The 25443-nt window shown below is 74.7% G+C and carries 33 protein-coding genes; 14 read left to right on the top strand and 19 right to left on the bottom strand.

What is annotated here, in order from left to right; translation table 11 throughout:
* The first annotated feature begins 56 nt into the window (after nt 1-56).
* Complete coding sequence (locus tag QYM41_RS13585) at nt 57-494, top strand: DUF1801 domain-containing protein (protein ID WP_368800306.1); 438 nt, start codon at nt 57-59, stop codon at nt 492-494.
* Nucleotides 495-646: 152 nt separating this feature from the next.
* On the opposite strand, the gene QYM41_RS13590 is transcribed toward QYM41_RS13585, so the two are convergent.
* Entirely contained in the window at nt 647-1534 is an 888-nt protein-coding gene (locus tag QYM41_RS13590; RefSeq protein ID WP_368800307.1) for a LysR family transcriptional regulator ArgP, read from the bottom strand.
* A 70-nt stretch (nt 1535-1604) separates the two neighbouring features.
* Here QYM41_RS13590 and QYM41_RS13595 point away from each other — a divergent pair, with 70 nt between their 5' ends.
* From QYM41_RS13595 to QYM41_RS13605, 3 genes are all read left to right on the top strand, one after another.
* On the top strand, nt 1605-2201 hold the full coding sequence (locus QYM41_RS13595; RefSeq protein ID WP_368800308.1) for a LysE/ArgO family amino acid transporter: 597 nt from the start codon (nt 1605-1607) through the stop codon (nt 2199-2201).
* Between the two features lie 85 nt (nt 2202-2286).
* A complete protein-coding gene (locus tag QYM41_RS13600; protein WP_368800309.1) occupies nt 2287-3732 on the top strand; it encodes a TrkH family potassium uptake protein in 1446 nt (481 codons plus the stop codon).
* A 71-nt stretch (nt 3733-3803) separates the two neighbouring features.
* The gene (locus tag QYM41_RS13605) at nt 3804-4508 is read left to right on the top strand and encodes a potassium channel family protein (RefSeq protein ID WP_368800310.1); all 705 of its coding nucleotides are present in this window, start codon (nt 3804-3806) and stop codon (nt 4506-4508) included.
* Here the strand turns inward: QYM41_RS13605 and QYM41_RS13610 are convergent.
* A complete protein-coding gene (locus QYM41_RS13610; RefSeq protein ID WP_368800311.1) occupies nt 4492-5193 on the bottom strand; it encodes a hypothetical protein in 702 nt (233 codons plus the stop codon). The genes QYM41_RS13605 and QYM41_RS13610 overlap by 17 nt on opposite strands.
* A 189-nt stretch (nt 5194-5382) precedes the next feature.
* On the opposite strand from QYM41_RS13610, the gene QYM41_RS13615 reads away from it, so the two are divergent.
* The 3 genes from QYM41_RS13615 to QYM41_RS13625 all read left to right on the top strand — a co-directional run bounded on the left by QYM41_RS13615 (nt 5383) and on the right by QYM41_RS13625 (nt 7923).
* Complete coding sequence (locus QYM41_RS13615) at nt 5383-5880, top strand: DedA family protein (RefSeq protein ID WP_368800312.1); 498 nt, start codon at nt 5383-5385, stop codon at nt 5878-5880.
* Between the two features lie 126 nt (nt 5881-6006).
* Nucleotides 6007-7497 carry an amidase gene (locus tag QYM41_RS13620; protein ID WP_368800313.1) on the top strand — a complete coding sequence of 497 codons (1491 nt, stop codon included), beginning with the start codon at nt 6007-6009 and terminating at the stop codon, nt 7495-7497.
* Nucleotides 7498-7608: 111 nt separating this feature from the next.
* A complete protein-coding gene (locus tag QYM41_RS13625) occupies nt 7609-7923 on the top strand; it encodes a hypothetical protein (protein WP_368800314.1) in 315 nt (104 codons plus the stop codon).
* Nucleotides 7924-7953: 30 nt separating this feature from the next.
* Here QYM41_RS13625 and QYM41_RS13630 read toward each other — a convergent pair whose 3' ends face one another.
* On the bottom strand, nt 7954-8094 hold the full coding sequence (locus QYM41_RS13630) for a hypothetical protein (protein ID WP_368800315.1): 141 nt from the start codon (nt 8092-8094) through the stop codon (nt 7954-7956).
* A gap of 32 nt (nt 8095-8126) precedes the next feature.
* A complete protein-coding gene (locus QYM41_RS13635) occupies nt 8127-9194 on the bottom strand; it encodes an FAD-dependent oxidoreductase (RefSeq protein WP_368800316.1) in 1068 nt (355 codons plus the stop codon).
* A 439-nt stretch (nt 9195-9633) separates the two neighbouring features.
* Here QYM41_RS13635 and QYM41_RS13640 point away from each other — a divergent pair, with 439 nt between their 5' ends.
* Nucleotides 9634-10551: a sulfite exporter TauE/SafE family protein gene (locus QYM41_RS13640; RefSeq protein WP_368800317.1), complete on the top strand. Its 918-nt coding sequence runs from the start codon at nt 9634-9636 to the stop codon at nt 10549-10551.
* Between the two features lie 149 nt (nt 10552-10700).
* Here the strand turns inward: QYM41_RS13640 and QYM41_RS13645 are convergent, their stop codons facing one another.
* The 5 genes from QYM41_RS13645 to QYM41_RS13665 all read right to left on the bottom strand — a co-directional run bounded on the left by QYM41_RS13645 (nt 10701) and on the right by QYM41_RS13665 (nt 14258).
* Complete coding sequence (locus tag QYM41_RS13645; RefSeq protein WP_368800318.1) at nt 10701-11420, bottom strand: GAF and ANTAR domain-containing protein; 720 nt, start codon at nt 11418-11420, stop codon at nt 10701-10703.
* Nucleotides 11421-11633: 213 nt separating this feature from the next.
* Entirely contained in the window at nt 11634-11915 is a 282-nt protein-coding gene (locus tag QYM41_RS13650; RefSeq protein WP_368800319.1) for a hypothetical protein, read from the bottom strand.
* A 9-nt stretch (nt 11916-11924) separates the two neighbouring features.
* A complete protein-coding gene (locus tag QYM41_RS13655; protein ID WP_368800320.1) occupies nt 11925-12644 on the bottom strand; it encodes a GAF and ANTAR domain-containing protein in 720 nt (239 codons plus the stop codon).
* A gap of 113 nt (nt 12645-12757) precedes the next feature.
* A complete protein-coding gene (locus QYM41_RS13660) occupies nt 12758-13684 on the bottom strand; it encodes an alpha/beta hydrolase (RefSeq protein WP_368800321.1) in 927 nt (308 codons plus the stop codon).
* A 25-nt stretch (nt 13685-13709) separates the two neighbouring features.
* On the bottom strand, nt 13710-14258 hold the full coding sequence (locus tag QYM41_RS13665) for a CueP family metal-binding protein (protein ID WP_368800322.1): 549 nt from the start codon (nt 14256-14258) through the stop codon (nt 13710-13712).
* Nucleotides 14259-14401: 143 nt separating this feature from the next.
* On the opposite strand from QYM41_RS13665, the gene QYM41_RS13670 reads away from it, so the two are divergent.
* Complete coding sequence (locus tag QYM41_RS13670; RefSeq protein ID WP_368800323.1) at nt 14402-15262, top strand: hypothetical protein; 861 nt, start codon at nt 14402-14404, stop codon at nt 15260-15262.
* 19 nt (nt 15263-15281) lie between these two features.
* On the opposite strand, the gene QYM41_RS13675 is transcribed toward QYM41_RS13670, so the two are convergent.
* The 3 genes from QYM41_RS13675 to QYM41_RS13685 form a co-directional block, all read right to left on the bottom strand.
* Entirely contained in the window at nt 15282-15446 is a 165-nt protein-coding gene (locus QYM41_RS13675) for a hypothetical protein (RefSeq protein ID WP_368800324.1), read from the bottom strand.
* Nucleotides 15447-15511: 65 nt separating this feature from the next.
* A complete protein-coding gene (locus QYM41_RS13680) occupies nt 15512-15874 on the bottom strand; it encodes a YciI family protein (protein ID WP_368800325.1) in 363 nt (120 codons plus the stop codon).
* A gap of 40 nt (nt 15875-15914) precedes the next feature.
* Entirely contained in the window at nt 15915-16259 is a 345-nt protein-coding gene (locus QYM41_RS13685) for a nuclear transport factor 2-like protein (RefSeq protein ID WP_368800326.1), read from the bottom strand.
* Between the two features lie 168 nt (nt 16260-16427).
* Between QYM41_RS13685 and QYM41_RS13690 the strand changes: the two genes are divergently transcribed.
* Both QYM41_RS13690 and QYM41_RS13695 read left to right on the top strand, forming a co-directional pair.
* Nucleotides 16428-17066, top strand: a complete 639-nt coding sequence (locus QYM41_RS13690) for a hypothetical protein (RefSeq protein WP_368800327.1) — start codon at nt 16428-16430, stop codon at nt 17064-17066.
* Nucleotides 17067-17164: 98 nt separating this feature from the next.
* Entirely contained in the window at nt 17165-17323 is a 159-nt protein-coding gene (locus QYM41_RS13695; RefSeq protein WP_368800328.1) for a hypothetical protein, read from the top strand.
* Nucleotides 17324-17387: 64 nt separating this feature from the next.
* Here QYM41_RS13695 and QYM41_RS13700 read toward each other — a convergent pair whose 3' ends face one another.
* The 5 genes from QYM41_RS13700 to sigK form a co-directional block, all read right to left on the bottom strand.
* Nucleotides 17388-18338 carry a hypothetical protein gene (locus QYM41_RS13700; RefSeq protein WP_368800329.1) on the bottom strand — a complete coding sequence of 317 codons (951 nt, stop codon included), beginning with the start codon at nt 18336-18338 and terminating at the stop codon, nt 17388-17390.
* Between the two features lie 88 nt (nt 18339-18426).
* Nucleotides 18427-19341 (bottom strand): hypothetical protein, encoded by a 915-nt coding sequence (locus QYM41_RS13705; protein WP_368800330.1) that lies wholly within the window; start codon nt 19339-19341, stop codon nt 18427-18429.
* The gene (locus QYM41_RS13710) at nt 19338-20144 is read right to left on the bottom strand and encodes an HpcH/HpaI aldolase family protein (protein ID WP_368800331.1); all 807 of its coding nucleotides are present in this window, start codon (nt 20142-20144) and stop codon (nt 19338-19340) included. Before QYM41_RS13710 ends, QYM41_RS13705 begins: the two co-directional genes overlap by 4 nt.
* Before the next feature lie 23 nt (nt 20145-20167).
* Nucleotides 20168-20950 carry an anti-sigma factor gene (locus QYM41_RS13715; RefSeq protein ID WP_368800332.1) on the bottom strand — a complete coding sequence of 261 codons (783 nt, stop codon included), beginning with the start codon at nt 20948-20950 and terminating at the stop codon, nt 20168-20170.
* Nucleotides 20947-21555 carry an ECF RNA polymerase sigma factor SigK gene (gene sigK, locus QYM41_RS13720; protein WP_368800333.1) on the bottom strand — a complete coding sequence of 203 codons (609 nt, stop codon included), beginning with the start codon at nt 21553-21555 and terminating at the stop codon, nt 20947-20949. The genes QYM41_RS13715 and sigK overlap by 4 nt, the downstream gene beginning before the upstream one ends.
* A 118-nt stretch (nt 21556-21673) precedes the next feature.
* Here sigK and QYM41_RS13725 point away from each other — a divergent pair, with 118 nt between their 5' ends.
* Together QYM41_RS13725 and QYM41_RS13730 are read left to right on the top strand one after the other, a co-directional pair.
* Nucleotides 21674-22618, top strand: a complete 945-nt coding sequence (locus QYM41_RS13725) for a hypothetical protein (RefSeq protein ID WP_368800334.1) — start codon at nt 21674-21676, stop codon at nt 22616-22618.
* A gap of 20 nt (nt 22619-22638) precedes the next feature.
* Nucleotides 22639-23346, top strand: coding sequence for a class F sortase (locus tag QYM41_RS13730; protein WP_368800335.1), 708 nt, complete (start codon nt 22639-22641; stop codon nt 23344-23346).
* Here the strand turns inward: QYM41_RS13730 and QYM41_RS13735 are convergent.
* Complete coding sequence (locus tag QYM41_RS13735; protein WP_368800336.1) at nt 23325-23924, bottom strand: TetR/AcrR family transcriptional regulator; 600 nt, start codon at nt 23922-23924, stop codon at nt 23325-23327. The two genes, QYM41_RS13730 and QYM41_RS13735, sit on opposite strands and share 22 nt — an antisense overlap.
* A 99-nt stretch (nt 23925-24023) precedes the next feature.
* On the opposite strand from QYM41_RS13735, the gene QYM41_RS13740 reads away from it, so the two are divergent.
* Entirely contained in the window at nt 24024-24860 is an 837-nt protein-coding gene (locus QYM41_RS13740) for an alpha/beta fold hydrolase (protein ID WP_368800337.1), read from the top strand.
* Nucleotides 24861-24963: 103 nt separating this feature from the next.
* Here QYM41_RS13740 and QYM41_RS13745 read toward each other — a convergent pair whose 3' ends face one another.
* Nucleotides 24964-25398 (bottom strand): antitoxin, encoded by a 435-nt coding sequence (locus QYM41_RS13745; protein ID WP_368800338.1) that lies wholly within the window; start codon nt 25396-25398, stop codon nt 24964-24966.
* Nucleotides 25399-25443: the final 45 nt, after the last annotated feature.

Genomic DNA, 25443 nt, shown 5'->3' on the forward strand with positions numbered 1-25443 from the left:
TCCGTCCCGGCAACCGCCACGGACCGTTGCCCAGGCGTCATCCGATCTCGAAGGGCGTGATCCGATTGACCGACCGTCGCCAGGACAGCGCGGGGCCCAGGCTGCTCTCGGGAGGCAACCCCCAGATCCCCAAGGGCGAGGGCAACGGCCCGGTGCAGGACTACATCGCGGCCATGCCGGGCTGGAAGCGCGACCTCGGCCGGCGCCTCGACGACCTGATCGAGCGCACGGTTCCCGGGGTGCACAAGGCCGTGAAGTGGAACCAGCCGTTCTACGGCGCGGGGGACGAGGGCTGGTTCCTCGCCTTCCGGTGCTACGCGCACTACGTGCAGGTGCAGTTCTTCAAGGGCGCCCTGCTGGACCCGCCGCCGCCCAAGGCGTCCAAGCACCCGGAGGTCCGCTACCTCGACATCCGGGAGACCGACGAGCTGGACGAGGCCCGGCTCCGGTCCTGGATCGAGCAGGCCGCCCGGCTGCCCGGGGAAAAGGTGTAGCCGGGCCGCCGGACCTCGCCCTGCCTCCGCGCACCACCGGTGACGGGCGACCCGGCGCGCGGCACGACGCACGGACTGCCCGCCCTGACCGCCGGCGGGCCGCGGCGCAACGGCGCAGGAGCGGCCCGGCCGCACCCGCGGGGCGCAGCCGTTCAGCCGTCCTGCTCCGTGCCGCGCAGCCGGTCCCGGCCCACCCGGTGGACGCACTCGGTGATGCGGTGCAGCCGGGGCGAGTCCAGCGCCCAGCTCTGCCAGTAGAGCGCCACGTCGTGGTGCGCGTGGTCCTCCAGCAGGTCCAGGGACCCGTCCGCGAGGTCCGAGCCCAGCTGCAGCTCCGGGAGCATGCCCCAGCCCAGGCCCGCCCGGACGGCGGCGAGGAAACCCTCGGCGGACGGCACCGTGTGGGTGGGCGGGGGCCGGTCGACGCCGCGGGCGCGCAGGGCGCGCAGCTGCAGGTCGTCCTTGGCGTTGAACCGGAGCACGGGCATGGCCGCCCAGTCGATGCCGGTCGCGGTGCCGAAGCGCCGGCGCAGGGCGGGGGCGGCCACGGGGACGTAGCGCATGAAGCCCAGCCGCTCGAGCCGGCACCCGTTCACGGGCGAGGGGTCGGAGGTGACGGCGCCGATGACGTCCCCCTGGCGCAGGAGCCGGCTGCTGTGGTCCTGGTCCTCCACGTGCAGGTCCAGCGTGGTGTCGGACCACCCGGCGGCCTCGTGCAGCACGGGCACGAACCACGTGGCCAGGGAGTCGGCGTTGACGGCCACCGGGGTCACCGTCCGGGCGGTGGCGCCGTGGCCCAGGGAGTGCAGGGCCTCCGCCTCGAGGACCTGCATCTGGCGGGCGGTGCGCAGCAGCACGGCCCCGGCCTCGGTGGGGACGCAGGGGACGCCGCGGCGCACCACCACCTGCCCCACGGAGGTCTCCAGCGCCTTGATCCGCTGGCTGACGGCCGAGGGACTGATCCGCAGGGCGTCGGCCGCGGCCTCGAACGTCCCCTCGTCGACGACGGCGGTCAGGGCTCGCAGGTGCTCCAGGTTCATGAAGCAAATCTAATGCAGGCGTCAAATCATTCGTTTGTCTGCATCGCGCTTCCTGACTAGCGTCGGGCCCATGGTGAGCATCTGGGGAGCCGGCGCGCTGAGCGGCCTGGCACTGATCGTCGCCATCGGTGCGCAGAACGCCTTCGTGCTGCGCCAGGGCATCCGCCGCGAGCACGTGGGCGTGGTGGTGGTGCTGTGCGCGGTCAGCGACGCGGTGCTGATCCTGGGCGGCACCGCCGGGATCGGGGCGCTGGTGTCCCGGTTCCCCGGGGTCCTCGACGTGCTCCGGTGGGGTGGCGCCGCCTACCTGGCCTGGTGGGCCGTCCGGTCCTTCGTCTCGGCCCTGCGGCCGGCCGCCCTGACGGCCGAGGCCCCGCGCTCCCGCGGCTCGGTGGTCGCCACCACCCTGGCCCTGACCTACCTGAATCCGCACGTCTACCTCGACACCGTGGTGCTGCTGGGCAGCCTCGCCAACCAGCACGGACCCGACACCCGGTGGGTCTTCGCGGGCGGGGCCGTGGTGGGCAGCGTCGTCTGGTTCTCCGCCCTGGGCTACGGCGCCCGGGCCCTGTCCGGGGTGCTCAGCAGCCCGCGGACCTGGCGGGTGGTGGACCTGGTGATCGGCGTGGTGATGCTCGCCCTGGCCGTCAACCTGGTGTTGGGCTGAGTCCACCGCCCGCCCCCTCCGGTGGACGCGCCCCGGACGGCCCGCGGCGGCCCGCCGGCCACGGGACCGGTGTAGGTTGTCGCTCATGCCCTTGGAAGAGGCCCTGTTCCGCGCCCGGGTGCGCCGGCTCACCCGACGCTACGGGGCCCGCTCCCCCCGGGGTCTCCCGCGGCGGTCGCGGCGGAGCAGCGATCCGCGGGAGGTCACGCCGGCCCGGACCGCGCAGCTGATCATCGGCGGGTTCGCACTCGCCCTGGTCACCGGCACCGGTCTGCTCATGCTCCCGGGCGCACGGGTGGGCCCCGGGGGCGCCTCCTTCATGGAGGCCTTCTTCACCGCCACCTCCGCGATCTGCGTGACCGGGCTGATCGTGGTGGACACCCCCACCTACTGGACGCCCTTCGGGCAGGGGGTGGTCCTGGCCCTGATCCAGATCGGCGGGTTCGGGGTGATGTCCTTCGCCACCGTGCTCGGGATCCTGCTGGCCCGGCGGCTGGGCCTCACCGCCCGGATCATGAGCTCGACCGAGACGAAGAACCCGGGCTACGGGGACATGCGCCGCGTCCTGCTCCGCATCCTCGCCACCACGCTGGTGATCGAGGCGGCGGTCGCGCTCGCCCTGTCCCTGCGCTTCGCCGGCCACTACGGCTACGGGCCGGCGCAGGCGGCGTGGCACGGGGTGTTCCACGCGGTCTCGGCGTTCAACAACGCCGGGTTCGCCCTGTACACCCTCTCGATCATGGACTTCGCCACCGACCCGTGGATCAACCTCTCGATCGTCGTGGCCGTGGTCTCCGGCGGGCTGGGGTTCCCGGTGCTCTACCAGCTGCGCCGGGAGTGGCGCCGGCCCCGGCGGTGGAGCATGAACACCCGGGTCGTCCTGTTCGGCACCGCGGTGCTGCTCCCGCTGGGCACCGTCTTCCTGTGCGCGGTGGAGTGGTCCAATCCCGCCACGCTCGGACCCATGCGGGCCGACGAGAAGGTGCTGGCCGGGTTCTTCCAGTCGGTCATCGCGCGCACCGCCGGCTTCAACAGCATCGACATCGCCGCCATGCACCCGGTGTCCTGGCTGGGCCTGGACCTCCTGATGCTCATCGGCGGGGGACCGGCCGGCACCGCGGGCGGGCTGAAGATCACCACCTTCGTGGTCCTCGGCTTCATCGCCTACACCGAGATCACCGGCGGCGCGGCGGTCAACGTCCTGGGCAGACGCCTGTCCCGCTCGGTGCAGCGCCAGGCCATCACGGTGGTCGTGCTGGCCCTGGGCGCGGTGACCACCGCCACGATGGTCCTGATGCTGATGCACGAGGACCTGGGCCTGGACCGGATCCTGTTCGAGGTGATCTCCGCCTTCGCCACCGTGGGCCTGTCCACCGGGATCACCGCCGCTCTCTCACCGGCGGGCCAGGGCGTACTCATCGTCCTCATGGTCCTGGGCCGGCTGGGACCCATCACGGTGGCCACCGCCATGGCGGCCCGCCCGCGCAGGGCCCTCTACGAACTGCCCAAGGAACGGCCGCTGATCGGCTGATCCCCGGTCCCGCGCCGCGCACGGCGCCGGCGACCCCACGACCCACCCCGATCCCTCACGGAGGTTCCCCGATGTTCCCCTCGCGCCCCGAGACCACCCCGCACCGCCGCTCCGGCCGGCGCCGGCCGCCCGGCACGGTGGCCGTGATCGGCCTGGGCCGCTTCGGCGCGGCCCTGGCCCTGGAGCTCGTGCGCAACGGCGCCGAGGTGCTCGGCATCGACATCGACGAGGGCGTCGTGCAGGAGCTCAACGGGCAGCTGACCACCGTGGTGCGGGCCGACGCCACCCAGGAACAGGTCCTGCGCCAGCTCGGGGTCGACGAGTTCGACAAGGTGGTCGTGGGCATCGGCTCCGACGTCCAGGCCAGCATCCTGGTCGCCTCCCGCCTGCTGAAGTTCGGCCACCCCGAGATCTGGGCGAAGGCCATCACCACCCCGCACGCCGAGATCCTCGAGCAGCTCGGCGTCCACCACGTCATCAGCCCCGAGCGGGACATGGGCGTGCGATCGGCCCACCTGATCCAGGGACGGGTCCTGGAGTTCGTGGCGATCGACGAGGGCTTCGCGCTCATCCGCTGCGCGGCCCCGGAGACGGTCCAGCAGCGCCCGCTGGACACCCTCGCCATCCGCCGCACCTACGGGGTGTCGATCGTCGCGGTGCGCCGCCCCGGCCAGGGCTGGGAGGCCACCGAGCCCGGCACGGTCCTCTACGACAACGACCAGATCCTCGTCACCGGCCCCACGGCCGAGGCCGAGGCGTTCAGCGACCTGATCTGACGTCCTCCGCGGCCGGATCGCCGTCCGCCGGCCCCGGCGCCCCGGGGACCGGCTCCTGACCGCCGGGCTGGCCGGCGCCGGGCTGCTGGGTGCTGGGCTGCTGGGTGCCGGGCTGCTGGGTGCCGGGGTCCTCGGCGCTGGGGTCCTCGGCGCTGGGGCCCTCCGTGCCCGGCTCCTCGGCGCTGGGGCCCTCCGTACCCGGCTCCTCGGCGCTGGGGCCCTCCGTACCCGGCTCCTCGGCGCTGGGGCCCTCCGTACCCGGCTCCTCGGCGCTGGGGCCCTCCGTACCCGGCTCCTCGGCGCTGGGGCCCTCCGTACCCGGCTCCTCGGCGCTGGGGCCCTCCGTACCCGGCTCCTCGGTGCCCGGCTCCTCGGTGCCCGGCTCCTCGGTGCCCGGCTCCTCGGTGCCCGGTTCCTCGGTGCCGGGTTCCGGTGCGGCGGGTTCGGGCCAGGAGGGGCCCGGCTCGCGGGGCACCCCGGCGAGGAAGGCCTGCCGGACGGCCTCGGCCTGCTCCTCGGGCCCGGCGTGCTCGGCCGCGGCGATCACCGTGACGAACGCCTTCGTGTCCTGGACGAGCTCGGTGATCGTCTCGGGCGAGTCGACGCACCAGGCGTAGGCCGTCGCGTAGTCCACGGGGCGCCCGTTGGCGAGCACGGTCCCGTGCTCGTCGATCTCCACGCTCATCGGTCCTCCTCGGTCGGTGCTCCGGCGCCGGGGCGGGCCGGGCGTACGGCGAGAGTACCGCCGGGCAGCACGACGGGCCCGGAGGCGGTGTCCCGCCGGCCGGATCCGGTGCCGCCCACCCCGCCCCGCCGCCACCGCGGTGACAACCTGTCGTCAGGGCGTGTCAGCACCCCTCCCTAGACTGGAGGGGTGCAGGCCTGGCTGGAGTCCCTCCCCCTCGGCGCCGCGATCCTGTTCTTCTGGGCCGGGGCCGTCGTGCGGACCTGCACCGTCTTCGCCCTCGGCCGGGCCGCCACCACCGGGGGGAGCCGGCGCTCCGAGCGCGTCCGCGGGCTCATGGACACCGCCGTCTACCGGCGGGCCCAGCAGCTCGTGCACCGCTGGGGCGTCCTGGCCGTCCCGGCGTGCTTCCTGACCGTGGGCCTGCAGACCGCCGTCATCCTCACCACCGCCGTCACCGGCATGCCGCTGCGCCGCTGGATCCCCGCGATGCTCGTGGGCACCCTCATCTGGGGCGTCGTCTACGGCACGGTGGGCATGGCGGTCGTGTGGGCGTGGCTGGAGCAGCCGTGGGTGGTCGCGCCGGTCGTCGCCGTCGTGCTCCTGGCGGTCCTGGCCCGCGCCCTGCGCACCCGGTGCCGGAGCCGCGGCGAGCGCCGCGCGGAGGAGCTGCCGCTCCCCCGGTGACTCCCTCGGCTCCGGCGCGTCCCGGACCGTTGTGGTGTGCGGCGGGTCACAGTACGGTGGCCCCAGGATCCGGCGTTCCGCACCGCGGCCGCGCGCCGGGCGGCCCCCCGAGCGTGAGGATCTCCCGTGAGCCTGAGCTGGAGCATCGAAGAAGCCACCATCGACACCGTCCAGTCGGCCTACCGGGAGGGGAGGTCCACGGCCCGCGAGGTGGTGCAGGCCTACCTGGACCGGATCGCCGCCCTCGACGGCGCCGGGCCGGAGCTGAACTCCGTGATCACCGTCTCGGCGACGGCCCTGGACGAGGCCGACGCCCTGGACCGGCAGCACACGGCCACCGGCGAGCTGTCCGGGCCGCTGCACGGAGTGCCGGTCCTGGTGAAGGACCAGGTGGCGACCGGCGGGCTGAGGACCACCTACGGCAACCGGAACACGGCCGAGCACGTCCCCGAGCGGGGCGCCACGGCGATCGCCCGGCTGAGGGCGGCGGGAGCCATCATCCTGGGCAAGACCACGATGCCCGACTTCGCGACCTCCTGGTTCTCGACCTCGTCCGTGTCCGGGGTGACGAAGAACCCGTACGACCTCTCCCGGGACCCCGGGGGCTCCAGCAGCGGCACCGGCGCGGCGATCGCCGCGAACCTGGCGCTGGTCGGAATCGGCGAGGACACCGGCGGTTCCATCCGGCTCCCGGCGTCGTTCTGCAATCTCGTGGGGGTGCGCGTGACCCCGGGGCTGATCAGCCGGGACGGCATGTCCCCGCTGGTGGTGCCCCAGGACACGGCCGGACCGATGACCCGGACGGTGGAGGACGCCGCGAAGGTCCTCGACGTCCTGGTCGGCTTCGACCCGGCCGACGCCTACACGGTCGCGGTCCGGCAGCGCCGCCGGAGCCCGTCCTTCGCCGAGGCCGCCGCGGCCGGTTCGGTGCGGGGCCGGCGCCTCGGCGTGCTGCGCGGGGCCTTCGGCGACCGGGCGGCCCCCGAGACCGCGGCGGTCGTCCGCGTGGTCGAGGACGCGCTGACGCGGCTGGCCGAGGCCGGGGCGGAGCTGGTCGACGTGGAGATCCCCGGCCTGATGGACTACGTGGGCTTCACCTCGCTCTACTTCACCCGCTCCCGCCAGGACATGAACGACTTCTTCGCCGCCCACCCGGAGACGGGCATCCGCAGCGTGGACGAGGTCCGCGCGAGCGGCGGCTACGACCCGCACCTGGACCTCTTCGAGGGCATCACCGACGGCCCCGAGGACCCGCGCACGGACCCCGAATACCTGGACAGGGTGCTGACCCGCGAGGACTTCGTGCGTGCCGTGCAGGCGCAGTTCGTGGACCTGGACCTGGACGCCATGGTCTTCCCCGACGTCCAGCTGGCCGCCCCCACGCACGAGGACGTGCTGGGCGGCCGGTGGACGTGCCTCACCTATCCCACCAACACCGTGATCGCCTCGCAGCTGCACTTCCCGGCGGCCACCGTGCCGGCGGGCTTCACCGAGGACGGGCTGCCGGTCGGCCTCGAGATCATGACGTCCAGCTTCGAGGAGAACGACCTTTTCGCGGTGGCCCGCGGGGTGGAGGCGGCACTCGGCGCGCGCAGGGCACCCCGGCTGGAGCCCTGACCGGGTCACGGTCCTGTCGCACTCCGGGCGACCGGCGCCCGCGGGAGAACGGCCGTCCCCGCACTCCGTCTCAGGGTTCTCTTAAGAACGCAGGGTAGTGTTCCGGCAGTGATGTCAACGATGCACACCCCCGTCCCCCACATATTCGCCGCGCCCCTCTACGCCGCCGAGCGGCTGCTCGCCGAAGCCATCCACGACGAGCACGTCAGCGTCGACGCCGTGGTCGTCCTCGACGCCCTGGCCGAGCACGTCACCGAGGAGGAGCCCCCCGCCCTCGAGGCCGTCGCCGAGAACACCCAGCTGACCCGGGAGGAGCTCGCCGCCGCGCTGGGCGACCTGGACGACCTGGGCTACCTCGAGGAGCTGGCCGAGCACGCGCCGCCGCTGTCCCAGCTCCGCGCCTCGCTCTTCGGGACGGCCGCCTGACGGGACGGCCGCCCCGGGCCCGGGACGAGCTCAGTCCTGCTGGTCGGACTCCTCGTTCTCGGCGTCCCCGTGCTCGTGCGGGACCGGGGTCATCTCGGTGGTCATGTCGGCGTCGTCGTTGGAGGCCGCGTCCTCGATGGGGTCCGGGCCGGAGGTCGGCTGATCGCTCACAGGGTGCTCCTTCGTCGGGCGGGCTGGTGCCCTCAGACTACGGCCCCGGCCGGGGCCGCGGACAGCAGCCGCACCGCCTCCCGGGCGGCCGCCCGCCCCGCGCGGGTGGCCCCGAGGGTGGAGGCCGAGGCGCCGTAGCCGACCAGCAGCACGCGCGGCTCCCGGAGCACGCGCACCCCGTCCGTGCGGATGCCGCCGCCCGGTTCGCGCAGCCCCAGCGGCGCCAGGTGGTCCAGGGAGGCCCGGAAGCCGGTGGCCCACAGGATCACGTCCGCCCGGACCGCGCGGCCGTCGGCGAGCACGACGCCCTCCGGCGCCACCGCCCGCAGCGGCCCGGCCGAGACGAGGGTCCCCGCGTCGATCCCCGCCCGGTACTGCTCGGTCAGCGGCAGCCCGGTGACCGAGACGACGCTGGCCGGCGGCAGCCCCGCCCGGGTCCGCTCGGCCACCCGCCGCTCGACGTCCCGCCCCCAGTCCGAGTCGAACTCCCGGTCCGTGAAGCGCGGCGGCCGGCGGGTGACCCACGTGGTGGTGGCGCCCGCCTCGGCGAGCTGGAGCAGGAACTGCACGGCCGAGGTGCCCCCGCCCACGACCACCACGTGCCGGCCGCGGAACTCCTCCGCGGACCGGAAGTCGTGCGTGTGCAGCTGGCGTCCGCGGAACGACTCCCGGCCGGGGCAGTACGGCCAGTACGGGCGGTCCCACGTGCCGGTGCCGTTGATCACCAGGTCCGTGCGCCAGGTGCCGGCGTCCGTGAGCACGTCGAGCGGCCCGTCGTCGGACTCCGCCTGCACGCGGCGCACCGCCACGGGCCGGTGGACCGGCAGCCCGAAGCGGCGCTCGTACTCGCCGTAGTAGCGGGTGACGACGGCGGAGGCCGGCTCGGCCGGGTCCGGCACCCCGAGGGGCAGTCCCGGCAGGTCGTGGATCCCGTGCGCGCCCCCGAAGGTGAGGGAGGGCCAGCGGTGCCGCCACGCTCCCCCGGGACCGGGGTTGGCGTCGAGGACCGCGAAGTCCTCCCCGGGGACCAGCCCCCGGCGAAGCAGGTGGTGGGCGGCGGACAGCCCGGCCTGTCCCGCCCCGATGACCACGACCTTCATGCCACGCTCCTCATTGGTTGATGTATCACCAATTGCGGAACCGACCGCGCCCCGCGACTATTCCGCCCGGCTACCCTTCCGCGCGGAGCCGGCGGTCCGTGCCGGGCCGGGCGCCCCCGTTCCGGTGGCGGTCCGTTCCGGGCCGGGCGCGCCGTTCCGGTGGCGCTCCAGCCGGCACGGCGTCCGTCTCCTCCGCGGGCACGCACTGCCCGGGACGGCCGGTCCGACAGCGCCGGAGCGGACGAGGCGGCCGCGGAGGGCGCACCCTACTGGCACGCGGTCGTCACAGTTTGACAAATGACTTCTGATGACATCCGGCCTACCGGGACCGCCTGCGGGAGTCTACCGTCGCTTCCGGTTCGGGGTGCAGACCCCGATCGCTCCACCCCGTGGCTGACCGCCGAGCCGGACGCCCACCGCTGCTCCTGGAAGGATGCGCATGCGTGCACTCATCGTCCTGGCCGTGATCGGCCTCTTCGCCCAGCTCGTCGACGGTTCCCTCGGCATGGCCTACGGGGTGACCTCCACGACCCTGCTGCTGCTGGCCGGCATCGCCCCGGCCTCGGCCTCGGCCATCGTGCACCTCTCGGAGGTCGGCACCACCCTGGCCTCGGGAGCCGCGCACTGGAAGTTCGGCAACGTCGACTGGCGGGTGGTCGGGATCATGGCCGTGCCCGGCGGGATCGCCGCGTTCTTCGGCGCCCACGTCCTCGTCGGCCTGGACGGGGACGCCGCCAAGCCGGTCGTCTCCACCATCCTGCTGGTCCTGGGCGTCTACGTCCTCTACCGGTTCCTGCGCATGCCCACCTCCCGGCCCGTGTTCCAGGGCACCCTGCGCAAGCGCCTGCTCGTGCCCCTGGCCGTGGTCGCCGGCGCGCTGGACGCCATCGGCGGCGGCGGATGGGGCCCGGTGGGCACCCCGACCCTGCTGGCCTCGGGCAAGATCGAACCCCGCAAGGTCGTCGGCTCCATCGACACCTCCGAGTTCGTCGTGGCCCTGGGCGCCTCCCTGGGCTTCCTCACCGGGCTCGGAGCGGCCGGCATCGACTTCGCCTGGGTCCTGGCCCTGCTGGCCGGCGGTGTCGTCGCCGCCCCCATCGCGGCGTGGCTGGTCCGCCACCTGGCACCCCGCATCCTGGCGGTGGCCGCCGGCGGACTGATCATCGTCACCAACACCCGCACCCTGGTGCACACCGACACCGCACAGGCCCTGCTCGGGGCCCCCACGGGCACCGTCCTTCTCTGGGTCCTGCTCGCCGCCTGGGTCGCCCTCATCGCCTGGGCCGCGCGGCGCGAGCTCCGCACCCGCGCCGAGGAGCGCCTCGAGGAGCGCACCGCCAGCCCCGCCCCGCACTGACCGGCGCCCACGGATCGGAGCGGCGCGTCGCCCGTGCGGCGGGGCGACCGGTGACCACGGGCGCGGACGACGGACCATGGTTCCGGCGGCGGCCGGGACGCCGGCGAGGTGCCGCCTCCGGACCCTTCCCGCAGGAGGCACCCCGCCGGCTACGGGACGGGGTCGGAGCCGCGCTCCAGGACCCGGTGGGCGAGCTCGAGCACCGGCCGCCCGCTGCTGCGGGACTGCTCCAGCAGCAGGATCCGGGCCCGGTCCTGGTCCAGGTCGCGGCGTTCCATCAGGATCCCGACGGCCATGTCGACGGTCTGCCGGTCCCGCAGCGCCCCCTGCAGGGCGTCGCTGAGCCGCTGCGGGGCGTCGGTGGCCTGGCCCGCGCCGAGGAGGGTGGCCGCGGCGCCGGCCAGCAGCCCCAGCATGTGCTCGTCCTCGACCGTGAAGGCGCCGGCGGTGGTGGCGTAGACCTTCAGCGCGCCCAGCACCTCTCCGCGGACCACCAGCGGGGTGCTCAGCATCGAGCGCACCCCCATCGTCCGGGCGATCCCCGACCACCCCGGCCAGCGGACATCCTCGGCGGTGTCGTCGACCCGCTGGACGGTGCCGGTGGCCAGCGCGGACAGGCACGGTCCCTCGCCCACCTCGTACTGCAGGTCGTCGGCGGCCTCCACCAGGCGGTCCGTGGCGGCGGTGGTCATCTTCCGCCCCTCGGCTTCCAGCAGGGTCACACCGGCGCCGGCGGCGGAGTCGATCAGCTCACGGGCCACCTGGGCCAGCTGATGCACGGCGTGGGTGGACGCCTCCTGGCTGAGCAGCATCCCGTGGATGCGCGCGAAGGCGGCGGTCAGTTCGATGGCGGATGAATCAGGTGTCATGGCGGGTGAATCAGGATGCACAGGGGAGCTCGCAGCGTTCGGGTGTTCGTCCGGAGATGGCTCCGGCAGGCGACCTCCGGTCGGCGTCCACTACTTTCCACGGCCCTCGCAAGTCTTGACGGAGAATTCTACGCCTGTCCGCCCGGAACCGACATGGGAGCTGGACGCCCCTGACCGCTCGCGGCGCGCACGGCGGTGTCCCGCCCGTGCCCATCAGCCCGCACCGGCCTCGCCGGAAGGAGAACAGTCCGCGGCGTAGGGCGCCCGGCGCGGCCGGCCCCCGGCCAGTTCGTTGCCGGCACAGGCCAGCAGGTCGCGCTGCAGAGCGGGGAGGACCAGGGCGTGGTGCAGGTAGGCCTCCACCTCCATCACCCCGAGGTTCCCGCCGAGGCGGAAGTAGTGCAGCCACAGCCCGTCCAGCTCGACCCCGGCCGCCTCCAGGACGGTCGCCAGGCCGCGCGCCTGCGCCCTGGCGATCGCCGCCTCGTCCACCATCGGCACCCGCTACAGCCGCGGGTCGTCGGCGTGGCCCGCCACGCACGCGGCCAGGACGATGACGGGCATCTCGCGCCGGCGGGTCTCCGCGAGCAGGAGCCGGTGCGCCGCGTCCCGGTCGATCTGGTGGCGCTCCATGAGGATCCCCACCGCGATGAGGACCACCTGCCGGTCGGCCAGCGCGGACTTCAGCGAGGTCGACAGCCGGTGGATCTCGCCCGGGTCCTGGGCCGCCCCGAGCAGCGTGGCCGCGGCTCCGGCCAGCAGGTCCAGCAGGTGCTCCTCGTGCTCGGTGAACGCGTAGGGGCCGGAGGCGTACACCTTGATCGCCCCGACCTCCTGCCCGCGGAAGACGAGCGGGGTGCTGAGCACCGACCCCAATCCGGTGGCGACCGCTGCCTTCGCCCACTCCGGCCAGCGGGTGTCCTGCGCGGTGTCGTCCACGCGCTGCATGCTCACGGTGTCCCACGCCGTGAGGCAGGGCCCCTGGCCCAGTTCGTACTGGAGGCGGTCCAGGGCCTCCACGGCCGGATCCGTGGCCGCGGTGGTCCTCGGCTGCCCGTGCTCGTCCACCAGGGTGACGCCGGCCCCGGTGGCCATCGGGATCAGCTCGCGGGCGACCTCGGCCAGCCGGGCCACCGCGGCGGTGGCGGCCGGGGCGTCCAGCAGCATCCGCTGCACGTGGGCGATCGCAGTGGTCAGCTCCATGGCCGACACCTCGGATTCCACGGGAGATCCTCTCCTCGCCACGGCACCGGGAGGGGGGTGTACCGCCCCCGGGAAGCACAGGCTTCCATGATGCCTCATCACAGCGGTCCCGGCGCCTCCCCGGGGCGGAATTCTCAGCCTCCGCGCAGGTCACTCCCCGGTCGGTCCGCCGCCGGGGCAGGGCCTCGGAGCAGGGAGCGCACGTGCCCGAGGGCCCGCCGGGCCTCCGGGGTCCACCAGGCGCCCACGTAGACGTGGAAGGCGCCGGGCTCGTAGAGCAGCGCCCCGGCGTTGCCCGCCCGGGCCAGGTCCCGGGCGAAGGCCAGGGCGTCGGCGGCTAGGATGTCCCGGCCGCCCTGGATCACGTGCACCGGCGGGAGCCCGGCCACGTCCCCGTAGAGCGGGCTGACCAGCGGGTCGGTGAGCCCGCGGTCCCGCGCCCAGGCCGCGGCCATGGGCACCACCTGGTCGGTGCTCAGCATGGGGTCGTGCGGATCGATCTCGCGCACGGCGGGATGGGTGGCGGAGACGTCCACCGCCGGGGAGAAGCCCACCACGTGGTCGGGCATCCGCCGGCCGGCGTCCCGCAGGCGCATGGCCAGCCCGATGGCCAGGCACCCGCCGGCGGAGTCCCCCGCGACCACGATCCGCTGCGTGCCGGGCCGGCTCACGAGATCGTCCCAGGCCGCGGCGAGGAAGTCGTAGCCCTCGTCCACGTGGCCCTCCGGGGCCAGCCGGTACAGCGGGACCGTGACCGTGGTGCCGGTGCTCTTCACGAGCTCCCGGACGATCCACCAGTGCGCCGGCACCAGGGCGTTCACGAACGCCCCGCCGTGCAGGTAGATCAGGTGGGATCCGTCCGCCCCGGCACGCGGGGTGAGCCGCAGCAGCGGGCGCCCGGCCACCTCGGTGCGCTCCACCGCGTGCGTGCGGCGCAGGTCGGCGGGGATCCTGGCCGGCTCCGGGTACCGGCGCCCGTGCAGCCGCTCCACCGGGGTCCACGGCCGCAGCCGCGTGCGCAGGCGGACGGCCTGGGAGGTCACCGCCATGCTGATGCTCATCCGGGCTCCTGTCCTGGTCGCGGGCTCAGACCAGCCGTGCGGTCGTGAGGCAGGTGGGGCTGTCCGGGGAGGTCGCGAACTGCTCGACCGCCCGGCCGTGCTCCGAGTCGATCTCGATGGTGCCCGTGATGTCCTTGGGCAGCCAGAAGCCCACGAACCCGTTCTCGTAGCTGGTCACGGTCTCGTCCAGGAGCACGGCGCCGGAGCCGTCGGTGATCCGCACGTCGAAGTCCTCGCCCACGAGCTCGCCCTGGCACCCGGAGAGACTGTGGGAGTAGCACTCGTGCGTGGTGGTGGTCCACGGGGCCACCGCGAGGTAGAAGCGGTCCTCGGGCATGGGCAGGGCCGTCTCGGTGCTGCCGTCGCTGAGGAGGACCTCATCGTAGGTCACGGTGCCGGCGAGCCCGGCGGCGCGGTCCTCGTGCGTGCGGTCAAGCTGCTCCACGACCTCCTGGGTGCTCGCGCCGTCGAGCCCGTGCGCGCGCAGCAGGGCGTCCTGCTCGGAGCTCCCGCCCGCGCACCCGGAGACCAGGAGCAGGACGGCGGCGGACAGGGACAGCACGGCGGATCGCATGCCTCCAGGGTATCGGCGCGCGCCCCGGACCCCCGCCCCCGGAGCGTCCGGAACACCTGGGAGTTCCCGGCGGACCGGTCACAGAACCCGCCCCGGCGGCTAGAGTGGAATCCACGTGGGCGCAGGATTCGGGAGGATCCGCCATGAGGAACACCGAGAACGACGACGTCTCCGGCTTCGTGCTCCTGGTCGCCGGGGCGGTCGTCCTGTCCGTGATCTCGTTCGTGCTCGTCAACCTGGGCACGATCCTGCTGATCGCCGTGGCCGCAGCGGCCCTGTACGTGCTCGTCGCGCTCCTGCGGGCCCTCGCCCGTGACCTGAGGGAGCGCGCGCGGACCGGTCGCCGGAGCGTGCCGCGGACCCCGCGGGGCAGCACGCGCAGGAGCGTGGCGAGGACCCCCGGAAGGACGTCCCCCGGATCGGCCGCGCGGACCGCCGAGCTGGCCCGGCGGTCCGCCGCGGAGGACATGCGCACGGCGTGGATCCGGTGGCACCTCGGCACCCTGCCGCCGCAGCAGCGGCACGCGGACGCGACCTTCGTGGCCGCCCGGCTCGCCGAGATCCCGCACGCCGACTGGGAGCCGGCCCGCCTGCGGCGGCACGGCCAGGCCCTGTGGTCCGTGCGGGACGCCGCGGCCCGGACCCCGCTGCACCAGGAGGTCGAGGACCGCCTGGACCGGGTGGCCGCCATGCTCTCGGAGCTCACCGACGAGGATTTCGACACCCGCTGCGGGCAGGCCGACGAGCAGTACCTGTACCACCCGGACCGCGAGGTCCGGGCCGCCTACCTGGCCGGCGGCTCGCAGGCCGTCGAGACGATCATGGGCACCATCACCGCCGTGCGCGCCCGGGTCCGCGAGGACGCCGCCGCCAGGGCGGCCGCGGACGCCCTGGCCCGCGAGCGCAACGCCGCCCTCCGGGCCCTGCGGGAGACCCGCCGCCCGGCCGGGATGCGGGATGCCCACGCCGCCTGGGAGGCCCAGGCCGAGCAGATCGGCCGGTGAGCCACCGCGCGGGACCGGCTCAGCCGGCGGGAGAGGAGGGGTCGACGCGCCCGGCGTCCTCGAGTCCCTGTTGCATGTCGTCGATGGTCGTCGCGGCGGAGCCCTTCGTCCCGAAGAGCTCGAGTCCCTTGTCGAGGAGGAGCCAGCGGGTCATCTGCTTCTGCGCTTCACGGAGTCGGGCCAACCCACCAGGGTAGGACACCGCGTCCGCTCGCCGGCCTCGCGGTCCCGCGCCGCCCCGGGGCGGGTCTACGCCAGGTGCTCCTGCGGCTCGCCCTGGAACTCGCGCACCTCCACGGGCAGGGTGGTCGCCCTCGCCAGCTTCCGGCCCCACTCGATGGCGGCGTCGTAGTCCGGGGCGGCCACGATGCAGATGCCCCCGGCGTGCTCGTCCTCGCGCTCGTAGGGGCCGTCCGTGGTCACCACGTCGTCGCCGTGGAAGCGCACGACGACGGAGGCCTCCGCCCGGTCCAGGCCCCCGGCGAAGACCCACGCCCCGGCCGCCCTGAGCTCCTCGTTGAAGGCGGCGACGTCCCGCATCACCGGTTCCAGGATCTCCGGGGCCGCCGGCCCGCCGTCGGGCTGTTCGATGCTGAGCAGGTAGTGCTTCATGGTGGGCGAGCCTCCCTGGGCGTCGGATGGTCCTCGGAGTCTACGGTCGCGGCGGTCCGCCGAAATAGACCTGGGCGTCCACGACCTGCCCGTCCCGCACCGTGATCGCCTCCATGTTCCGGAAGGTGCCCCCGGTCCGGAGCTCGTACTCGTAGCGGACGAGCACGAGGCCCGGTGCGGCCTCGACCACCTCGAGCAGGTCCTGCCGGGCGACCCGTCCCGCCGTGGGGAAGCACCGCTCGAAGTACGCGTCCCGGTCGATGTGGTCGTCCTGCGGGGACGTGAACCGGAACCCGTCCCCGACGAGCCCGCGGGCCGCCGCCTCGTCCTGGGCGAGGTAGGCGGCGAAGAGCCGCCGGACGACGTCCGTGCTGCCGGTGCTCATGGGCGCTCCTGGGTCGGGCGGGTCGCGGGCCGGGCGGCTCCTGCGGGGCAAGCTACCCCCGGCCGGGGCCCGGGACAAGCACGGGTGCCCCGGAACGGCCCGGCATGGGCGATCATGGGGAGTCCGAGGGAGCGCTGAGGCGTCCGTCCCCGCCCGTCAGGAGGATCCGTGCCCAAGAGCAAGCCCCGCAAGAAGGCCGCAGCCAAGAAGAAGCAGCAGCGGCGGGAGTTCCACGCCGCCGCCGGCGCCCGCACCGTCGACATCGAGGGGGCCGAGCAGGGCACCTGGGACGACGACGCCCACGAGCTGCTCGTCGCCCGCGGCTGGGTGGCCTACCGGGACCTGGAGATGGACCAGCTCGGCGACGGCTGGGAGTGGCTGCCGTCCCAGCTGCCCCTCGACGCCGGGGTCGGCGGGGAGCCCGGGCCCACCACCGTGTTCGCCGCGGCCGAGGGCGGCTACGACGTGGAGCTGGCCACCGCCGGGGGCTCCGTGGACCCGGACCGCGCCGGCCACTACGACACCCTCGAGGACCTCGCCGCGGACCTGGACAGCCTCGAGGCCTGGCGCGTTCCGGCCGGGGAGTACGTGCTGCCGGACGCGCCGACCTTCTCGGCGGACACCCCGTGGGCGATCTGCCAGCTCTGGGCCGGGGGGATGATCGACCACTGGGAGCTCGTGGCGGACCTCATCCACTTCCCGTACGAGGAGACCGAGGAGGGCTTCGCCGCGGTCGAGCGCGCGCACCGGACCGGACTGGTCTCCGCGCCGCTCCTCGCGGCGATCCGCGCCGGCCGCGCCGGATAGAGGCCGGAGCCCGGCCGGGTCCCGGTCCCTTGTCGGGGTTCCGGGCCCGGCGTAGCGTGGGATCCGACCGGCACCCTGCGCAGCACACGAGGAGCGGCATGAGCGAGACCATCCCGGACCCGGCGGAGAACAAGCCCACGCAGGCCGAGGGGGACGTCCCCGAGGACCAGGACGTGCAGTCCGCCGTCGACCCCGACGACAACAAGCCCTCGCAGGCCGAGGGGGACGCGCCCGCGGACCCGCCGGGCGACGACTGAGCCCTGCGCCCGGAACCCGGGTGCCCCGGTCCGGGGCACCCGGGTTCCGGCACGTCCGCCGGGCTCAGCGGCGGGGCACTCCCCCGCCGTCCCGCGCGGAGGCGTTCTTCGGCGCCCATCCCACGAGGCCCAGGAGGTCGGCCACCTCGCGGTAGTGGCTCGTGGAGAGGATCCCGAAGCCGGCCTCGACCGCTCGGCGGTAGTAGTGCACGTCGAGGGCGTCGGCGGGCAGGTTCTCGTCGTAGCGGTGCAGCTCGAGCCGCATCGGCACGTTCCAGCTGCGCATCCGCAGGCTCTCCTCCATGTCCGGGATGTAGTGGCCGGCGAAGCCGATCACCCGGCGGAGGTCCGGCACCTCGCGCCGGACGTCGTCGACCGTGGGCAGGCCGTCCCGGTGGGTGGGGACGAAGTAGACGAGGTCGGGGGCGATCCGGCGGTAGACGCTCAGCTCCCGCAGCCCGTTCACCCCGACCACCACCTGGGCCTCGGCCCGGTGGCCGCGGACGAGCTCGACGACGGCCTCCGGGGACACGTTCCGGACGTCGAGCCACAGCACGGCGCCGGCCAGCACCGCCCAGGTGAGGAACTCGCCGGCCTCCCGGACGGGGAACCGGGTGACCTCGCCGTAGTTGTCCACCAGGTGCTGGCTGAGCACGTAGTCGGCCGACTGCTCGCTCACCGGCCCGGCGCCGGTGCTGCCGTGGCCCATGACGGACTCGTGCAGGACCACGCACCGGCCGTCCACCGTGGTGCGCAGCTCGATCTCGATCATGGTGCGCGCCCGGGTGGCGAGGACGTTCTGGGCGGACTCGAGCGCCGAGCACGGCCACGGCCCGTCGGGGTGGTATCCGGCGCGGCGGGCGAGCAGGAGCGGGCCGTCGGTGCGGAGGCGGTCGTGGCGGGTGTAGGCGGCCAGTTCGGCCGGGGAGTCGAAGACGATCGAGTGCCCTGCTCCGCGCGGCGCATCGGCGGTGACGTGGTGCGGCGGGTCCGGGCGGCGGTAGTCGTTCGGCATGGGAACTCCTGGGGGGATGGGAGCACGGACAGCGGCCGTGGGGGGACGGCCGGCGGACGGGAAGCGGGGGAACTGCCCGTCCACGTGCTCAGGGACCCTCGGTCGCCCGAGCACGCTCCAACTCTTCCACGTCGGAGGCCGAATACGTGGCTGCGATCTGCATGTCGTTGCCTCCGCGGAGCACATTCGTGGTGCTGAGCCCCCGGAAGAGGGTCCGCAGGATGGGCCGGTAGGCGGTGCGGCCGTCGGCGACGGGCCGGGTCGGCGTCCCGTTGCGCAGGGCGACGGCGTGCAGCCACACGTCGTCGGCCATCGGCGCGCAGGCGGTGAACGCGGTGCCGAGCTCGCGCAGGGCCTCGAGCAGGTGCGGCGGGTAGAGCACCCCGGAGGTGCCGGTGGCGAAGGTGCGGAAGGACGCCTCCGGCGGGGCCCCGGGGCTCCACGTGGCGTAGGGCAGGATCCGCCCTCCGGCGAGGCGGATCCGGTGGGTGCGGTGGGCGACCACGTCCTGGGGGTGGCGGTCGTGCACCGCCAGCAGCTCCTCGAGCCACGTCTCGCCGTAGAGCACGTCGTCGTCCGCGATCACCAGGGGCAGCGCGTGCCGGGGCTGGGAGCGGACGTAGGGGTAGTACTTCTGGTGGGGTCCCCAGTCCTCCGTGCACCGCAGCTCGAGGCCCCGGCGCACCAGCCGGGCCAGCGGCGGGGGCGGGTCGGCCACGACGTCCGCCTCCCGCAGCCACAGGATCAGCCGCCGCGGGCGCACGGTGCCGTGCACCATCGACTCCACGGCCAGGTGCACCGCCCGGATCCGGTTCCCGTAGGACGTCAGGCTCACCACCACGGGCGCATCCCCCCGCACGGGCCCGGAGGAGAAGCGGTTCCGGGCCCGGAAGTACAGGGCGCCGCGGCTCCTGCGGAACGAGCGCAGCCAGTCCCGGACCAGCTCCCGGGACAGCACCCAGCGCAGGGGGTGCCGGTGCTCCCCCGCCGGGCGGGTCCTCATGACGAGCGCGCCGACAGGGTCCGGGCCGCCTCGGCGCCGAGCTGCAGGACGCCCGTGTCGGTCGTGACGGCGATCCAGGAGAAGCCCTGTGCCCGCAGCGCGGCGGCGCGCTCCGGGGACCCGGCGTAGGCCCCGGCCAGGATCCCGGCCTCCCGGCACGCGCGCACGATCACCGGCAGGGGCGCGTCCTCGACGGTGTCCGCGAGCAGCTCGTCGACGTCCCGGCCCAGGGCGAGCGCCAGGTCGAAGGGACCCACGAAGACCATGTCCAGGTCCGGGACCCCGGCGATGGAGCGGACGTCGGCCACCGCGGAGGCGGTCTCCACCATGACCGCGCACAGCGGCCGGGGCGCGTCGGCCACGCCGCCGGCGGGGTCCCGGGACCCCGGCAGCGGGCCCCAGCTGCGGACGCCCCGCGGCGGGTAGTGCGCCGCGGCGACCGCGGCCCCGGCCTGCTCCGCGTCCTGGACCAGGGGAACGACGACGCCGTCGGCGCCGGCGTCCAGCGCCCGGCCGATGAGCACGGGGTCGTTCGCGGCCACCCGGACCAGCACCGGGGCGGACGGCTCGTGCCGCAGGGCGAACAGGCCGCGCACGGCGGCGTCGTCGAAGTGCCCGTGCTGGGCGTCGACGCCCACCCAGGCGAAGCCGGCGCGCCTGAGGGCGAGCGTGGTCCGGGCGTCGCCGAGCGTGGCCCACACCCCCGCCCGCACCCGGCCGCCGTTCTCGTCGCCGGTGCCGTGGCCGGTGCCGTTCTCGGGGCCGGTCTGGTGGCCGGTGCCGGAGGGATCTGCCGCGCTCATGGGCTCATTCTGGCAGGAGCCGCTCAGATCTCCGCGGTGGCCAGGATCGGTGGCGTGGGCGACTCGGAGCCACCGGCGGGCTCCACGGTCATGGCCACCGCCGCGGCCCGGTCCACGTCCCCGTCCAGCCAGACCCGGACGTCCCCTCCGCCGAAGTGCACGTCCGGCACCGGGGTCTCCTCCTGCACGAGCCACAGCTGGTACTCCCGGCCCTCCCCGGGTCCGGCGAGGTCGGAGGCGACGAACAGCGCCGCGTCCTGCTGCTCCGAGACCACCAGGGTGGCCGGACGGCCGTCCACCTCGAGCTGCCGGGTGGTGACGTCCGGAGCGCTCAGCAACCGGGCCTGCCGGTCCTGCTCCTGGGCCACGATCTGCTGCTGGCGCTGCTCGCTCTGCGTGCCGACGGCCCAGCCGCCCAGGGCGGCGGCGGGCAGGAGCACCGCGGCCGCGGCGGCGGTCAGCCGCCGGTGCCGGCGCCGGCGGCGCTCCGCCAGGGACACGGGCGCTCCCCCGGCCCCGTGCTCCGCCGGGTGCCCGGCGGGGTGGGCGGGCTGCTGCGCCTGCCGCGTCCCGCGTACGGCCGCGAGGACGTTCTCGCGCAGTTCCGGCGGCGGCGGGTCGGCTGTGGCGGAGGCGAGGTGGGCACCGACCTCCGCGAAGGCGGCCACCTCCTCCCGGCAGCTCGCGCAGCCGCGCAGGTGGAGCTCGAACGCGGCGCGCTCGCCGGGCCCGAGGGCGTCCACGGCGTAGAGCGCCGCGTCGGCGTGGACGTCGCCGGCCCGGTCGTCCCCCTGGATCTCCTTCACAACCGCACCCCCAGTGCCGATCTCAGATGGTTGAGCCCGTCGCGGATCCTGGCCTTCGCCGTGCCCAGCGGGACGTCCAGGTGCTCCGCGACCTGGCGGTGACTGTACCCCCGGTAGTACACCAGGCAGACGGCCTCCCGCTGGAGTGCGCTGAGCGCCCCCAGCTGCGCCCGCACCTCCCCCGAGTCCAGGGACTGCTCCACCTCGCTCCAGGTGGAGTCGGACGGGATCTCCGCCTGGCGGATCTCGTACTGCTGGTCCCGGTCCCGGTCCCGCTGGCTCTGCCGGATCCGGTCCACCGCGCGGCGGTGGGCCATGGTGCACAGCCACGCGAGGACCGTGCCGCGGCCCGCGTCGAAGCGCTCCGCCTGCTGCCAGGCCATCAGGTAGACCTCCTGGACCACCTCGGCGGTCAGCTCCGGGGAGCGGACCAGCCGCAGCACGAGCCCGTGGACGACCGCCGACGTCGCGTCGTAGAGCCTGGCGAAGGCGTCCTCGTCCCCGGCCGCGACCCGGCGCAGCAGCTCGGCCTGTTCCTCGGTCCGTCCCGGAGCGGGAACCGGGGCGCCGGCACCGCCGCTCCGGCCGGTGGGTCCTTCGCTCACACGATCTCGCAGTCCACTCGGGGAGCAGCCCCGCGCCCGGGGGCCGGACGGGAGCAGTGTCGAACTGCACCCTGCCACACCGGGGCGGTGGAATGCCGCCGACACACTTGCCGTCTCCATGACTGCTGTTCGTCGCAGGGCCCCCGGCGGACGGGTGCACCTGCTGTCCGGGGGCGGCGGAAAAACTTTTCGCCCCGCACCCGTCCGGGGCATCCACGGCGGCGAACTGACCGTGCACACACCGAACGTGCGCACACGGCACGACCCCCGGTACGACACAGGAGAGAATCTGATGCGCAAGTCCATGCTCCTCACAGTTCCCACCCTCGCCCTCGGCGCGCTCACCATGGCGGCCGCCCCCGCGTCCGCCCACGAGTCCGACATGTGGTCCTCCCAGGCGTCCCTGGGCTCCCTGAACAACTCCGGCACCACCGGCGACGTCATGGTCGACGTCCACGGCACCGAGGCCACCGTCACCATGGACGTGAGCGGCGCGGCCGAGACCTTCATGGACGGACCGTTCCCGCACGCCCAGCACATCCACATCGCCGCCCAGGGCATGTGCCCGCCCCCCACGGCCGACACCGACGGCGACGGCGTGGTCTCCACCCCCGAGGGCCACCCCTTCTACGGCATGATCGGCGCCTCCCTGACCACCGAGGGCGACACCAGCGCCGACTCGGCCCTGGCCGTGGAGCGCTTCCCGGGCGGGTCGGCCTACACCTACGAGCGGACCCTGCAGCTGGACGAGGCCACCGCCGAGTCGCTGCGCAACGGCACCGCGGTCGTGGTCGTCCACGGGGTGGACCCGGCCAAGATGCCCGCCGCCGCCGCCGAGAAGATGAGCCCGCTGAACGCTGAGCTGCCCCTGGCCGCCACCCTTCCGGCGGCGTGCGGGACCCTGACGGCCTCGCAGATGGGCGCGATGCCGGAGGGCGGCGCCGACACCGGCGTGGCCCAGGACACGGGCTCGGCCGCTGAGGCCGCGGCCCTCGGCGGCGGGGTGCTGGCCGCGGCGGCCGGCGCCGCCTGGGCCCTGCGCCGTCGCGCCGCGCGCGCCTGAGCCACGGAACGGCTCCTGCCATGACGGGATCGACCCCCGGCCGCCGTGGAGGCCTGCTGGCCTCCACGGCGGCCGCCGTCCTGCTCGCCACCGGCTGCGCCGCCCCCGGCGCCGGTCCGGAGCCCGGGGCCACCGGACCCGAACCGGTGGCGAGCGCACCGGCCACCGCGCCGGCCGGCACCGCGGCACCGGACGGGCCCGCCCCGGCGGCCACGGCCACCTCGGGCGCTGCTCCCTCGGGCGCAGCCCCCTCGGGCACTCCGTCACCGGCGCCGGCCGTCGCGGACCCGGTCTCCCTGACGGTCCCCGCCACCGGCACCGAGTCCGAGCTGCTGCACCTGGGGCTGCGCGAGGACGGGACGCTGGCGGTCCCGCCCGAGGGCCCGGGCTCCCCGGCGAGCTGGTACACCGGCTCCCCGGCGCCCGGCGAGCGCGGCCCGGCCGTGCTGCTGGGCCACGTCAACGCCACCGGCGGCGGCCCCGGGGTCTTCGCGGACCTGCGCGCCCTGGAGCCCGGCGACAGGATCGAGGTGGCCCGGCAGGACGGCTCCACGGCGGTCTTCTCCGTGGATCGCGGGGAGCAGTACGGCAAGGACGACTTCCCCACCCTCGAGGTCTACGGCAACACCGAGGACCCCGAGCTGCGGCTGATCACCTGCGACGGCTACGACCCGGCCACCGGGGAGTTCGAGGACAACTACGTGGTCTACGCCTCCCTGGTCGACTGAGCGGGCTCATCGGGGTCGCCGGAGGGCATCGCGGCCCGCACGAGCACCTCCGCGGCCCGGCGCGCCTGCGCCGCGGCCTCGGGGGTGCCGGCGATCGCGGCGGTGGTCTGGGCGCCCTCCGCGAGGAGACACAGCTGCGGGCCCAGCTCCCGGGGGCCGCCCGCGGCCTCGACGAGGCCGGCGACGTACTCCTGGAACGAGCGCTTGTGCGCCCGCGCAGCCTCGGCCACGCGCGGCGAGACGGCACCCAGCTCCCCGAAGGCGTTGATGAAGCCGCAGCCGCGGAAGGAGTCCTCGGCGAACCAGTCCGCGAGGTGGTCGTAGACGGCCAGCAGCCGCGCCCGCGGGGTGCCGGCGCGGTCGACGCGCTCGCGGACCCCCTCCTCCCACAGCGCGTGGCGCCGGGCCAGCACGGCGAGCACGATCTCCTCCTTGGACGGGAACAGGGCGTAGAGGCGCTTGAGCGGGACCCCGGACGCCTGCCGCAGCTCATCCATCCCCACCGCCTGCACGCCGCGGGCGTAGAACAGCCGGTCCGCCGTCTCGACGACGTGCCGGCGGGGGTCGGTGGGGTCCATCCTGCGAGTCTATTGCGCGGAGAACGGCCGTTCCCTAGGCTCGAGCGCAGAGAACGGTCGTTCTCTGCATCCGTCGCACCAGCGAGAGGAAGAACCTCCATGGGTCACATCACCGTCGGCACCGAGAACAGCACCGACATCGAGCTGTACTACGAGGACCACGGCAGCGGTCAGCCCGTCGTCCTCATCCACGGGTATCCGCTGGACGGCTCCTCCTGGGAGAAGCAGACCGCCGCCCTGCTCGGGGCCGGCTACCGCGTGATCACCTACGACCGCCGCGGTTTCGGGCGCTCCAGCCAGCCCACCACCGGCTACGACTACGACACCTTCGCCGCGGACCTCGACACGGTTCTGACCACCCTCGACCTCCAGGACGTGGTGCTGGTCGGCTTCTCGATGGGCACCGGCGAGGTGGGCCGATACCTCGGCACCCACGGGTCCGCCCGGGTCGCCAAGGCCGCCTTCCTCGGCTCCCTGGAGCCCTACCTGCTGCAGACCGACGACAACCCCACGGGCGTGCCCCAGGACGTCTTCGACGGCCTGGCCGCCGCCGTGACCGCCGACCGCTACGCGTTCTTCACCGAGTTCTTCGGCAACTTCTTCAACACGGACACGTTCCTGGGCACGGACCGGCTCAGCCAGGAGGTCGTGGACGCCTGCCGGGCCGTCGCCGCCCGCTCCGGGGCCGTGGCCTCGGTGGCCGCGCAGCCCACCTGGCTGACCGACTTCCGGGCGGACATCCCCCGGATCGACGTCCCGGCCCTGATCGTGCACGGCACCGCGGACAACATCCTGCCCGTCGACGCCACCGGCCGGCAGTTCCACCAGGCCCTCCCGCAGGCCGAGTACGTGGAGATCGAGGGCGCCCCGCACGGGCTGCTCTGGACCCACGCCGCGGAGGTCAACGAGGCCCTGCTGGACTTCCTGGCCCGCTGAGCCGTCCCGCCCCCCCGGGGCGGCCGTCCCCGCCCCGGACGAGGACGGACCCCGCCGGCCGCGCTCCGGGGCGCGGCCGGCGGGGTCCGGTGCCGGGACGCGCTCAGGGTCGGGGGTCCGGACCCTGCTCCTCGTGACCGGGCCGGTCACCGGGCACGCCGCCGGGCCGGTCACCGGTCCGGTCACCCGGCACGTCACCGGGCCGGTCACCCGGCACGTCACCGGGCACGTGCCCAGCCGCGCCACCGGGCACGTTCCCGGCCGCCCCCGTCCCCGGGGCTCCGGGCCGCCCGTCCAGGCGCTCGCCGGGGGTGGGGCCGCCCGCGGCCCGATCGCCGGAGCCGGGCCCGCCGGGGGCGCGGTCCCCGCCGAGGAACTGGCGCGCCTTCTGCTGGACCGTGTCCACGTGGCGCTCGTACTTGCGCCCGGTGCGCTTGTCCACGAAGCTGCCCGCCTGGTCGAGGACCTTGTCGACCTTGTCCGGGTTGCGCTGGGCGAGCTGCCGGGCCTTGGCCGCGAGCCCCTTGAAGTTCACCATCACATCTCCTTCCGAGAGAGGTCACCGCGCACGGGAACGCCGCGG

Origin of the sequence: Kocuria oxytropis (genome assembly GCF_040981195.1) — a bacterium.
Lineage (GTDB): Bacteria > Actinomycetota > Actinomycetes > Actinomycetales > Micrococcaceae > Kocuria > Kocuria oxytropis.

Bases quoted from the DNA above. Each gene is read 5' to 3' on its own strand.
- QYM41_RS13605 (WP_368800310.1), top strand. From the start codon at position 3,804: ATGTTCCCCTCGCGCCCCGAGACCACCCCGCACCGCCGCTCCGGCCGG.
- QYM41_RS13735 (WP_368800336.1), bottom strand. From the start codon at position 23,924: ATGGACCCCACCGACCCCCGCCGGCACGTCGTCGAGACGGCGGACCGG.
- QYM41_RS13710 (WP_368800331.1), bottom strand. From the start codon at position 20,144: ATGAGCGCGGCAGATCCCTCCGGCACCGGCCACCAGACCGGCCCCGAG.
- QYM41_RS13725 (WP_368800334.1), top strand. From the start codon at position 21,674: ATGACTGCTGTTCGTCGCAGGGCCCCCGGCGGACGGGTGCACCTGCTG.
- QYM41_RS13670 (WP_368800323.1), top strand. From the start codon at position 14,402: ATGAGGAACACCGAGAACGACGACGTCTCCGGCTTCGTGCTCCTGGTC.
- QYM41_RS13745 (WP_368800338.1), bottom strand. From the start codon at position 25,398: ATGGTGAACTTCAAGGGGCTCGCGGCCAAGGCCCGGCAGCTCGCCCAG.
- QYM41_RS13705 (WP_368800330.1), bottom strand. From the start codon at position 19,341: ATGAGGACCCGCCCGGCGGGGGAGCACCGGCACCCCCTGCGCTGGGTG.
- QYM41_RS13650 (WP_368800319.1), bottom strand. From the start codon at position 11,915: ATGGTGGACGAGGCGGCGATCGCCAGGGCGCAGGCGCGCGGCCTGGCG.
- QYM41_RS13600 (WP_368800309.1), top strand. From the start codon at position 2,287: ATGCCCTTGGAAGAGGCCCTGTTCCGCGCCCGGGTGCGCCGGCTCACC.
- QYM41_RS13665 (WP_368800322.1), bottom strand. From the start codon at position 14,258: ATGCGATCCGCCGTGCTGTCCCTGTCCGCCGCCGTCCTGCTCCTGGTC.
- QYM41_RS13610 (WP_368800311.1), bottom strand. From the start codon at position 5,193: ATGAGCGTGGAGATCGACGAGCACGGGACCGTGCTCGCCAACGGGCGC.
- QYM41_RS13645 (WP_368800318.1), bottom strand. From the start codon at position 11,420: ATGACACCTGATTCATCCGCCATCGAACTGACCGCCGCCTTCGCGCGC.
- QYM41_RS13660 (WP_368800321.1), bottom strand. From the start codon at position 13,684: ATGAGCATCAGCATGGCGGTGACCTCCCAGGCCGTCCGCCTGCGCACG.
- QYM41_RS13740 (WP_368800337.1), top strand. From the start codon at position 24,024: ATGGGTCACATCACCGTCGGCACCGAGAACAGCACCGACATCGAGCTG.
- QYM41_RS13625 (WP_368800314.1), top strand. From the start codon at position 7,609: ATGTCAACGATGCACACCCCCGTCCCCCACATATTCGCCGCGCCCCTC.
- QYM41_RS13640 (WP_368800317.1), top strand. From the start codon at position 9,634: ATGCGTGCACTCATCGTCCTGGCCGTGATCGGCCTCTTCGCCCAGCTC.
- QYM41_RS13730 (WP_368800335.1), top strand. From the start codon at position 22,639: ATGACGGGATCGACCCCCGGCCGCCGTGGAGGCCTGCTGGCCTCCACG.
- QYM41_RS13695 (WP_368800328.1), top strand. From the start codon at position 17,165: ATGAGCGAGACCATCCCGGACCCGGCGGAGAACAAGCCCACGCAGGCC.
- QYM41_RS13700 (WP_368800329.1), bottom strand. From the start codon at position 18,338: ATGCCGAACGACTACCGCCGCCCGGACCCGCCGCACCACGTCACCGCC.
- QYM41_RS13595 (WP_368800308.1), top strand. From the start codon at position 1,605: ATGGTGAGCATCTGGGGAGCCGGCGCGCTGAGCGGCCTGGCACTGATC.
- QYM41_RS13635 (WP_368800316.1), bottom strand. From the start codon at position 9,194: ATGAAGGTCGTGGTCATCGGGGCGGGACAGGCCGGGCTGTCCGCCGCC.
- QYM41_RS13685 (WP_368800326.1), bottom strand. From the start codon at position 16,259: ATGAGCACCGGCAGCACGGACGTCGTCCGGCGGCTCTTCGCCGCCTAC.
- QYM41_RS13680 (WP_368800325.1), bottom strand. From the start codon at position 15,874: ATGAAGCACTACCTGCTCAGCATCGAACAGCCCGACGGCGGGCCGGCG.
- QYM41_RS13590 (WP_368800307.1), bottom strand. From the start codon at position 1,534: ATGAACCTGGAGCACCTGCGAGCCCTGACCGCCGTCGTCGACGAGGGG.